The 9678-nt window shown below is 72.6% G+C and carries 7 protein-coding genes; 4 read left to right on the top strand and 3 right to left on the bottom strand.

The window, feature by feature from the left end:
• Positions 1-1110, bottom strand: a 1110-nt coding sequence (locus KDL01_RS45640; protein WP_212533026.1) for a CoA transferase, incomplete at its 3' end; no start/stop codon positions are given.
• Between the two features lie 118 nt (positions 1111-1228).
• Complete coding sequence (locus KDL01_RS35185; protein WP_212533025.1) at positions 1229-5431, bottom strand: bifunctional nitrate reductase/sulfite reductase flavoprotein subunit alpha; 4203 nt, start codon at positions 5429-5431, stop codon at positions 1229-1231.
• Between the two features lie 303 nt (positions 5432-5734).
• Here KDL01_RS35185 and KDL01_RS35180 point away from each other — a divergent pair, with 303 nt between their 5' ends.
• From KDL01_RS35180 to KDL01_RS35170, 3 genes are all read left to right on the top strand, one after another.
• The gene (locus tag KDL01_RS35180; protein WP_212533024.1) at positions 5735-6202 is read left to right on the top strand and encodes a molybdopterin-dependent oxidoreductase; all 468 of its coding nucleotides are present in this window, start codon (positions 5735-5737) and stop codon (positions 6200-6202) included.
• 398 nt (positions 6203-6600) lie between these two features.
• Positions 6601-8094: a hypothetical protein gene (locus KDL01_RS35175; RefSeq protein ID WP_212533023.1), complete on the top strand. Its 1494-nt coding sequence runs from the start codon at positions 6601-6603 to the stop codon at positions 8092-8094.
• Between the two features lie 86 nt (positions 8095-8180).
• Entirely contained in the window at positions 8181-8639 is a 459-nt protein-coding gene (locus KDL01_RS35170; protein WP_212533022.1) for a hypothetical protein, read from the top strand.
• A 24-nt stretch (positions 8640-8663) separates the two neighbouring features.
• On the opposite strand, the gene KDL01_RS35165 is transcribed toward KDL01_RS35170, so the two are convergent.
• The gene (locus KDL01_RS35165; protein WP_212533021.1) at positions 8664-8777 is read right to left on the bottom strand and encodes an LPXTG cell wall anchor domain-containing protein; all 114 of its coding nucleotides are present in this window, start codon (positions 8775-8777) and stop codon (positions 8664-8666) included.
• 197 nt (positions 8778-8974) lie between these two features.
• Between KDL01_RS35165 and KDL01_RS35160 the strand changes: the two genes are divergently transcribed.
• Positions 8975-9673: an alpha/beta hydrolase fold domain-containing protein gene (locus KDL01_RS35160; protein ID WP_212533020.1), complete on the top strand. Its 699-nt coding sequence runs from the start codon at positions 8975-8977 to the stop codon at positions 9671-9673.
• The last annotated feature ends 5 nt before the right edge of the window (positions 9674-9678 follow it).

Below are 9678 nucleotides of genomic sequence, written 5' to 3'. Positions count from 1 at the left end.
GGCGGGGAGTGCGCCGGGGCGCTGGGATCCGGCACCGAGTTCGGCGGCGCCGCCACCGTCCGGGGAAGTCAGCATCGAGATACCGGTGGCGGCCTGGACGATGCTGTCGAAGCCGCGGCGGTCCTGCCACGGTCCGGCGTTGCCCCAGGCGTCGAGCGTAGCGATGACGAGGCCCGGGCGGCGGCGGGCGAGTTCGGTGGGGGCGAGGCCGTAGGCGTCGAGGGAGTGCGGGCGGTAGCCGGTCACGACCACGTCGGCCGTCTCGAGCAGCCGGTCGAAGGTCTCGCGGTCGGCGTCCTTGCGCAGGTCGAGCAGTGCGGAGCGCTTGCCCATGCCGTTGTCGAGGTGCTGGGCAACGATCTCGGGCATGTTGGGGTCGTCCACGCGCAGGACGTCCGCGCCGAGGAGGGCCAGGGTGCGGGTGGCCACGGGGCCCGCGATCACGCGGGTCAGGTCGAGTACCCGTACTCCTGCGGCTGGGCTGTTCGGGTCGCGCAGCTTGCCCGGGTACGCACGCACCGGCGCGGCGCCGTGGTCGCCGAGTGCTTCGATGCCGACGAGCGGCAGCCCGGCTACTGCCGTGGACTGCGGGTGCGTGGCCCACTCCTGCGGGGTGCGGACGGCCACGGCAATGCCCTGATGCGCGCGGACGCGCTCCTCCGCGTCGAGCGCGTCGCACTCGGCCAGGCGTGCGACGAGAACGTCACGGCCGCTGTCCTCGGGCAGGTCGAACGCGGCGAGCAGCCGGGCGCGGTGGTGCGGGTAGTTCGCGTGGGTGCGCACCCACCCGTCGCGGGTGCGGAAGAAGCCTGACAGCTCGGCGAAGCCCGGGAACGCCTGGCCGTCCACGCGCAGCAGCTGGTCACCCCGGTACGAGGCCGCGACGGCGCGCGCGGGCACGGCCCAACGCGTCGTCACCGGCGAGGCCCCGCGGGCCCGGGCGAAGTGCGCGGCGGCGGCGGCCGCCGCGGCGACCGCGCCGACGGCGAGTTCGGTGACGGCCAGTCGCGACGCAAGCGTGACCTCGTCCTCCTCGACGTGGGCCGAGGAGGCGGCTGCTTCGTACGCGATACCGGTCGTGGAGCAGAATTCAGCGAAGATCCGGTTCACGTGCGCCAGTGTCGCACACGCCTGACCGGGCTCAGTGCGCCGACCAGCCGTTCAGCGCCCGACCGTACGGTCGTCACCCGGCAGTACGTTCAGCACCCGACCGTACGTTCATCGCCCGTCAGTAGACGTCGCGGACGTAGCGCTTGTCGCCGGCCAGCCGTTTGACGTAGGCGTCCGCGGCCTGCTCGGTCAGCCCGCCGTGCAGGGTGATGATCTCGCGCAGCGCCCTGTCGACGTCCTTGGCCATGCGCGAGGCGTCGCCGCAGACGTAGACGTGCGCGCCGCCCTCCAGCCACTGCCACACCCGGTGTCCGTGCTCGCGCATACGATCCTGGACATAGACCTTGTTGCGCTGGTCCCGGGAGAACGCGGTGTCGAGGCGGTCGAGGGTGCCCTCCTGGCACAGCGCGGCGAGTTCGTCCCGGTAGTAGAAGTCGGTGGCCTGGCGCTGCTCACCGAAGAACAGCCAGTTCGGGCCGGGGTGTGCCTGGGCCCTGCGATCGTGCAGGAAGCCGATGAAGGGGGCGACGCCGGTGCCGGGACCGACCATGATCATGGGCGTGGCGGGCGCGCCGGGCGGACGGAAGTGCGGGGAGGGCTGGACGTGGACGGTGACGGGCGTGCCCGGCTCGGCGTCGGCGAGGTACGCGGAGCACACCCCGTGGCGCGGGCGGCCGAGGGCGCTTTCGTAGCGGACGACGGAGACGGTCAGGCTGACCTTGGTGGGATCGGTGCGCGGGCTCGAGGAGATGGAGTACTGCCGGTTCTGCAGCCGGACCAGCGCTGCGGCCCACTCCTGCGCGGTGGCCTTGACCGGGAACTCGGCGAGTACGTCGGCGGCCTGACGTCCCCAGCACCACTGGGCCAGCTCGCCCTTGTTGTCGGGGCGCAGCAGCTTGCGCAGGTGCCGGTCGTCGGTGCGCTCGGCCAGGAATCCGAGCAGGCCGGAGGTGATCTTCGTGATGTCGAGAAGGCGCAGCAGGGCTTCGCCGAAGGCGATCGTGCCGGAGTCCGCACCGGTGGCGGCAGCGCGCCCGGACCCGGTGCCGGCGAGCTGAATCGGGGTCAGCCCGTCGACGGCGGTGAGGGTGAGCCACTCGTCGACCAGAGCCGGATGGTTCGCGGGACGGATGCTCAGCGCGTCTCCGGCCTGGTAGACGAGCGGGGTCCCGGTCAGGTCGAAGGTGAACCGGCGCACCTCCTTGGTCGAGCCGGGCAGGCTGAGCAGGTCGTTGCCGACGAGCGAGACGGTCGCCGGGACCGGGGCGGCTCTGGCCGGGGGCGCGGGCGCCGTGCGCACCGTGGCGGACGCGACGGCCACCGGCGCCTGCGACGTCGACCCCTGCGTCGGCTCGGCGAGTTCGGCGGGCTCCGCGAGCGCGGCCAGGGACGTGACGACGTCCTCCAGCCAGGCCGTCGCGGTGGGTTCGAAGTCCGGCTCGCAGTCGGCGCGCGGGGCGAGCCGGGTGGCGCCGAGTTCCTCAAGGCGCTGGTCGAGGCGGCGGCCGTGGCCACAGAACTCGTTGTAGGAGGAGTCGCCGAACGCCAGGACGGAGAAGCGCAGGTGGTCGAGCCGGGTCTGGGTGGCGGCGAGGCTGTCCCAGAAGCCGCTGCCGTTGTCCGGGGCGTCGCCGTCGCCGAAGGTGCTGGTGATCAGGAGGGTGTCGGCGGGTGGCAGCGCGGCGGGGTCGGCGTCGTCCATGCCGAGGACGGTGACCTCGTGCCCGGCGGCGGTCAGACGCTCGGTGGCGACGGCTGCGAACTGCTCGGCGGTCCCCGTCTGTGACGCCCACAGGATGGTCACCGCGCGCCGGGCCCCCGCACCGCCGCCCTCGTGTTGCGCCACGCCCGTCCCCAGCGCACCGAGCAGGCCGGGTGTGCCGAGCGCACCTGGCTGCGCGCGGGAGAATCGCCCCGCGAGCAGGCCGTCCACCCACGCCGCGTGGGCCGAGTGCAGCGGCGCGGAGGCCGGCAGCACGGGCACGCCCACCGGGTCGGGCCCGAGTCCGGCGAGGAATCCGGCCAGGTAGCGCTGTTCCCGCTCGTCGAAGGTCGGCGGCCGCAGGTCCCCGAGGCCGAGGATCTGCGCGAGCGGGGCCTGCGCCGCGTCCACCACCGCCGGAGCCGGCATGTCGTCAGCTTCGGGGGTGGGCGCGGAGATCACGACGGGGATGGCCGACTTGGCCAGCGAGACGGCGCAGAACTTGAACTCGGGTTGGAACGAGAGCGGATCCACCGCGTCGTTCGTGACGGCGTTGACGCTCAAGTACTCGCCGAACAGGTCGTTCCAGTGGAACGGCGCGAAGCAGCAGCCCGGTTGGACCCGGTCGGTGAGCACGGCCGGAAGTACGGCCTTGCCGCGGCGTGAGGCGACCTCGACCGGGTCACCGTCGACGAGGCCGAGCGCGCGGGCGTCGTCCGGGTGGATCTCGACGAACGGGCCGGGATTGAGCTTGTTGAGTTTCGCGACCTTTCCGGTCTTCGTCAGGGTGTGCCACTGGTGCTGGAGCCGCCCGGTGTTGAGCACGAAGGGATAGTCGTCGTCTGGCATCTCGCGGGCGGGGATGTGCGGCCGGGCGAAGAACACCGCGCGCCCGGACGCGGTGGGGAAACGCGGGCGCCCCTGCTCGTCGAGGTAGCGGATCGGATTGCGGTCCGGGCCGCCGGGGGCCGCGGGCCACTGCACCGGCGTACTGCGCAGCCGCTCGTAGGACACGCCGGTCAGGTCGTAGCCGGTCGTCGGGTTGCCGGCCCGCTTGATCTCCTCGAAGACCTCCTGCGCACTGGTGTAGGCGAACGCCTCGCCGTAGCCCATCGCCTGCGCGACCCGGGCGATGATCAGCCAGTCCGCCGTCGCCTCGCCGGGCGCATCCACGGCGGGCTGGGCGAGGGTGAGGTTGCGCTCGCTGTTGATCAGGACGCCCTCGGTCTCGGCCCACAGCGCGCCCGGCAGCACGACGTCGGCGTACCCGTTGGTCTCGGTCTCGGCGAACACGTCCTGGGTGACCACGAACTCGGCCGCCTCGAGCCCGGTGATCACGCTCTTGCGGTTGGCGACCGAGGCCACCGGGTTGGTGCACACGATCCAGCAGGCCTTGATCCGCCCCTCGGCCATCTGCTCGAACATCTCGACCGTGCCCTTGCCCACGCCGTCCGCGCGCAGCGTGCCCGGCGGGCGGTCCCAGAGCTCTTCGATGAACGCGCGGTCGCCCGGAGCCAGTACCGAACGCTGGCCGGGCAGCCCGGGCCCCATATAGCCCATCTCCCGGCCGCCCATCGCGTTCGGCTGCCCGGTCAGCGAGAACGGGCCGCTGCCGGGGCGGCAGATCGCGCCGGTGGCCAGGTGCAGGTTGATCAGGGCATTGGTGTTCCAGGTGCCGTGGGTGGACTGGTTGAGCCCCATCGTCCAGCACGACATCCACTGCCCGGCCTCGCCGATCCACCGCGCGGCCGTACGCAGATCCCGCTCCGGAATGCCGGTCAGTTCGGCGACCACGGCGGGCGGGTAGTCGGCGAGGAACGCGGGCATCTCCTCCCAGCCCTCAGTGTGCGCCTCGATGAACTCGGGGTCGGTGTGCCCGTTCTCGACCAGCAGGTGCAGCAGGCCGTTGAGCAGGACCAGGTCGGTGCCGGGCCGGACCGGGAGGAACAGGTCGGCCTTGTCGGCGGTGGCGCTGCGCCGCGGGTCCACGACGATCAGCTTCGCCCCGGCCTTGACCCGCTCCATCATGCGCAGGAACAGGATCGGGTGGCAGTCGGCCATGTTCGAGCCGATCACGAAGAAGACGTCGGCGTGCTCGAAGTCCTGGTACGAGCCCGGGGGCCCGTCGGCGCCGAGGGAGAGCTTGTAGCCGGTCCCGGCGCTGGCCATGCACAGCCGCGAGTTCGACTCGATCTGGTTCGTGCCGATGAACCCCTTGGCCAGCTTGTTCGCCAGGTACTGCGCCTCCAGGCTCATCTGCCCGGAGACGTAGAAGGCGAAGGAGTCGGGTCCGTGCTCGTCGATGACGGCGCGCAGCCGCCGCGCGGTCTCGCCGATCGCCGCGTCAAGGCCGGTGGGCACCGGCTCGGCGCCGCGCCGTTCCCGCACCAGCGCCGAGGTGAGCCGCCCGGGCGCCGCGAGCATGTCGGCCGTCGTCGCGCCCTTGGTGCAGAGCTTGCCGAAGTTCGCCGGGTGCGCCTTGTCCCCGGACGCCTTGCGCGCCCGCCGCCGGCCGTCGGGCCCCACGGTCACGTCCAGGACCAGCCCGCAGCCCACTCCGCAGTAGGAGCAGACCGTACGCACCTGAGTGTGGTCCGGCTGCGCTTTTCCGACCGCCATGGCGCCTCCCCCTCCGACAAAGATCGCGTCGACTGTAGGAAACAGCTGTGACACCCCGATCACGCCGACGGGCGCGTATTGTTTCGCCGCTCGCAAAGGCGCGATCGCCCGAGTTTGCGATGCCGCGCCGGGGCCGGGGTGCCACCACGCTTCGGAGGGGAATAACCTGCTTCGGGCCGCATTCGCCAGGCGAAGCGCCCACCACGCCTCCGCAATCGCCGGTCCTCCCGTCGAACACCGGTGGTGTGGCGCCGGAAACGTACGGCGGCCGACGCGGGCCGCTCCGTCCGCCAGGGAGGGCTTATGACGGCGACCGAGGCGACTGCGGCGAGCCGGACGGCCACGATCCGGGTCCGCGGCGAGGTGCGCCGCCCGGCCGAGTTCGCCATGGCCGACCTGTGGGCGCTGCCGCAGCACGAGCGCGAGGTCGCCTTCACCTGCCGCCGCAGCGGCCCGCGCCACCACCGCTTCACCGGGCCGCTCCTGCTCGACGTGCTGCGCCGGGCCGAACCCGTCTTCGGCTCAGGCCAACGCAAGGACCGGCTGCGCTACGTGATCTCCCTGCGCGCGACCGACGAGCACCGGGTCGTGCTCGCCTGGGCCGAGATCGACCCGGAGTTCGGCAACTGCGCCATCCTGCTGGGCCTGACCCGCGACGGCGTCCGCCTCGACGACCGGGGCCCGCACCTGGTCGTGCCCGGCGACGTGTGCGGGGCACGCAACGTCAGCGGCATCGCGGACGTGCGCGTACACGCCGACCTGTCCGACTGAGCCGGGCCGAGGACGCAGGCCACCGATACCGCGCATCGACGCAGACTATTGACGCGGTGGATAGAGTGACCCTGTGATCCCGCTGGTGAGCCGTCGCCACATCGACCAGGGCCGTGCCACCACCACGGCGTGTCGTCCCGTGCGCTGACGCGGCTCGCACCCGGCATTCTCCCCGGCCTCACCCACCGGCTCGACCTCTCCCCCGTGCGCGTTGCGCCCCTCTGCGCAGCCCACCGCCTCCTGCCCACCTCCCGGCGGCCCTCGCGCGACCCCACGCACCGCACCTCGCAGGCGCACACGTGCGACGCCCGACACGGTTCCCGCGTCGAACGTCCCGCGAAACACGCTCCGCTTCGCCCGACGGCCGCTCGGCACCCACCGAGAACAGGACCTCCCCCATGCCCGCACACCGCTCGCACCCGCACCCGCACCCACACCCCGGTCAGCATCCGCGTCCGCGCTCGCGCCGCGCCGTCGCGACCACCCTGACGACCGCCGCCGTGCTCATCGCCGCCACCGCGACCGCCTCCGGCGCGAGCGGCGGCTTCGGGCCATTGCCGCCGCAGAACCCGTACACGGCCGCCAACGGCACCGCCACCATGCACGGGGACAGCGCCTCGAGCGACACCACGCCGTACGCCGGTCCCGGCGCGGGCTCGATCAGCTGGAGCCGCACGGCGCTGGCGTCGGCCTGCCCGACCGTCGTGATCGGCTCCGACGGCTACCCGGTGGCGCTGTGCACGACGATCTTCGGCGAGACTCCCACCGTCTACCTGCTCGATCCGTCCAACGGCGCCAAGCTCGCCTCGCTCGCGCTGCCCAAGGGCAGCCTGTTCGGCGGCGTCTACGCGTACCTCGACAACGCCGACCAACTCGTCGCGGTGGACGGGGACGACAACCTGCTGCGCATCGGGCACCAGCAGGCCGCGGACGGGAGCTGGTCCCTCACGATCGACCAGTCCACGCCGCTGTCCGCGTACCTGCCCTCGGGCGACAACGTGGTGGGCCTGAGCCCCGGCTGGGACGGGCGCGTCTGGTTCGCCACGGCCGGCGGGGTCATCGGCACCGCCGACACCACCACCGGCGCGGTGCACACGATCAGCACCGGAGAGGGCATCGACAACAGCATCTCCACCGTCCCCGGCTACACGGCCGTGGCCACCGACCACGCGCTCTACCTGCTCACCGAGGCCCCCGACGGGACGCCGGTGATCGACTGGCGGGCCGCCTACGACCGCGGCCCCGGCCGCAAGCCGGGCCAGCTGAGCTGGGGCACCGGTGCCACGCCCAGCTTCTTCGGCCCCGGTGACGGCACCGAGTACGTCACCATCACCGACAACGCCGCCCCGCACGAGAACCTGCTGGTGTACAAGGTCGCCGCCGGCCCGACGCCGATCTGCACGACGCCGGTGCTGACGCAGTACCCGGAGAGCGGCACCGAGGACGCGGTGATCGCCTCGGGCGACAGCGTCTTCGTCACCGACACCTACGGCTACCCCTACCCCGCGCTCCCGTCCGGCGCGCCCGCGAGCGTCCCCTCGTCGGCGAGCTTCGACGGCGGCATGAGCCGGGTCGACGTCAACGTCGACGGGACCGGCTGCCAGCTGGTGTGGAACAGCGACGTCGAATCGGCCGCCCTCCCCCGGCTCTCGCTCGCCGACGGCAAGATCTACACCTTCACCGTCTCCGGCCCGACCGGCCTCGTCGGCTCGGACACCTTCGCGCTCTACGGCTACGCGGTCGTCGACCCGGCCACCGGCGCCGTCGAGTCGAGCTCTTCGATCGGCATCGGGCTGCTCTACAACCCGCTGCAGATGACGGGGACGACCGCGGCCGACGGAACGCTCTATCAGGGCACGGAGACCGGAGTGCTGCGCATCACCGGAGACTGATACGCGAGCTCGTCGGTGTCGGTGGAGCGCCCTATCCTGTGACGCGACCGCATCCCACACGCCCCTGGCACCCGAATGGAACTCACGTGGCGGACGACGACGGCCCCAGACCGGGCGCGTACTCCGGCGCGCTGCCCCCCGCCGACCTCCCGGCGCTGCGCGCCTACGTCGAGGACGTCGGCCGCTGGGTGCTGGGCGAGGCAGACGGCGCGCCGCTCTCGCCGGAGCTGCGCGACACGCTGGCCGGGGAACTCGCCGCCATCCTGGCGGACGGCCTCTCCCCCGCCCTGTCCGCCGACGTCGTCCGCCACGCGCAGCAGGCCGTCGTCGGCGGACAGGAGGGGCCGGTGGCCTTCGACGGGCTGGGCCGACTGACGGTAGCCGGCCTCACCGTGCCGGACGTCGCCCGCCTCGTCGAGGCGGTGAGCCGGCTGATGGAACACGGCCTCGGCGAGTCCCTGGACCTGCTGCACGAGAGCCATCGCAGAGCCCTGTTCACAGCGCACGACGCCTGGTCCCGCGGCCAGAGTCAGGAAGCTGAATGACCTGCCCTGATACGGCGGCGGATCTCAGGACACTCCACCTCGCGTGAGCCGCATCAGCGCGCCGCCGATCCCGACGAGCGCTCCGCCCGCGAGCGCGGCCCAGCTCCCCCAGAATCCGGCACCGGTGTTCGCAAGCACGACGACGCTCCCTGTCATTGCGTATGAGTACCAATGTATGGACTACGTGCGCACCCGCCACGTCGACCGCCATACCGAGGATCACCCTCGCGGCGCAGCGCCGAGGCCCGGATCCGCACGGGGCCGGGCAGCCGACACCGTGGGCGCGCGATACGGCACACTGGTCATGATCCGCACGCGTACGTTATGGAGCGTCCATGCCTCTCGATCCCTTTCTCGCCGCGAAGGTGCACCTCGTCGACGGTGTCACCTGGGCCACCGCGCAGAGCGACCCCGAGCAGATGGCCCGGCTGACGGAGTTCTTCGCGGACCCGGCCGAGCCGATCGTGCCGGACGTCGAGATCGAGAACCTCACGGCCCCCGGCCCGCACGGCGATGTCGACCTGCGCGTGTACCGGCCGCGGTCCGAAGCCCGCCGCGCCCTGGTGTGGCTGCACGGGGGCGGATTCATGGGAGGCGACCTGGACATGCCCGAGGCGCACCTCGTCGCCGCGGAGCTCGCGTTCCGCGCGGACGCGCTGGTGGTCTCGGTCGGGTACCGCCTGGCCGGGAACGGCGTCCACCATCCCGTCCCGATCGACGACGCGCACGCCGCGTGGCTGTGGCTGACCGAAGGCGAAGGCGCCGCCCGCCTGCCCGAGGGCCCGGTCGCACTCGGCGGCGCCAGCGCGGGCGCAGCCCTCGCCCTGGCCACCGCGCTCCGCCTGCGCGACCAGGCCGGCCACGCCCGCACCCCCGAAGCCCTGCTGCTCGCCTATCCCTTCGCCCACTTCCCGAGTCCGAGCACGGCCGGCGGCGGGGAGAGGTGGGTCGAGGAGCTCGGCACGTTCGCCCACCAGCCTCCGGGGTGGAGCACGTCCACGCAGACCAGTTCGTCCGCGGCCTCGTGCCGGTAGTGGTC

The organism is Actinospica durhamensis, from assembly GCF_018139695.1.
Taxonomy (GTDB): Bacteria; Actinomycetota; Actinomycetes; order Streptomycetales; family Catenulisporaceae; genus Actinospica; species Actinospica durhamensis.
This window is presented reverse-complemented; position numbering and strand designations above follow the sequence as displayed.